Origin of the sequence: Stutzerimonas sp. Brlt_14 (assembly GCF_051948915.1) — a bacterium.
Taxonomy (GTDB): domain Bacteria; phylum Pseudomonadota; class Gammaproteobacteria; order Pseudomonadales; family Pseudomonadaceae; genus Stutzerimonas; species Stutzerimonas stutzeri.
The window spans coordinates 1-427 of sequence record NZ_JAYJLM010000018.1; the positions used below are offsets into that span (position 1 = coordinate 1).

At 48.5% G+C, this 427-nt stretch carries 2 tRNA genes; both read left to right on the forward strand.

Going from position 1 to position 427, the window contains the following annotated elements:
- Nucleotides 1–82: 82 nt before the first annotated feature.
- Nucleotides 83–159 (forward strand) — tRNA-Ile (locus VF716_RS20315).
- 30 nt (nucleotides 160–189) lie between these two features.
- A tRNA-Ala gene (locus VF716_RS20320) sits at nucleotides 190–265 on the forward strand.
- Nucleotides 266–427 lie beyond the last annotated feature (162 nt).

Below are 427 nucleotides of genomic sequence, written 5' to 3' on the forward strand. Positions count from 1 at the left end.
TTCAGCTTCTTCATAAGCTCCCACACGAATTGCTTGATTCACTAGCGAAAAGCGATTGGGTTTCGACCCGAGAGAGACGATTGGGTCTGTAGCTCAGTTGGTTAGAGCGCACCCCTGATAAGGGTGAGGTCGGCAGTTCGAATCTGCCCAGACCCACCAATTGTCATGGGATGTGGCCGATCTGTAGATGGGGCCATAGCTCAGCTGGGAGAGCGCCTGCTTTGCACGCAGGAGGTCAGGAGTTCGATCCTCCTTGGCTCCACCATTAACTCGATAATCGCTGAAAGCTCAGAAATGAGTGCTGCTTGCGCATCTGATGGTGTGTGAGGGTATTGATTTCTGGTCTTTGCGCCAGAACTGTTCTTTAAAAATTTGGGTATGTGATAGAAGTAGATTTGAGTAATCATTTTCACTGGTGATTATTCAA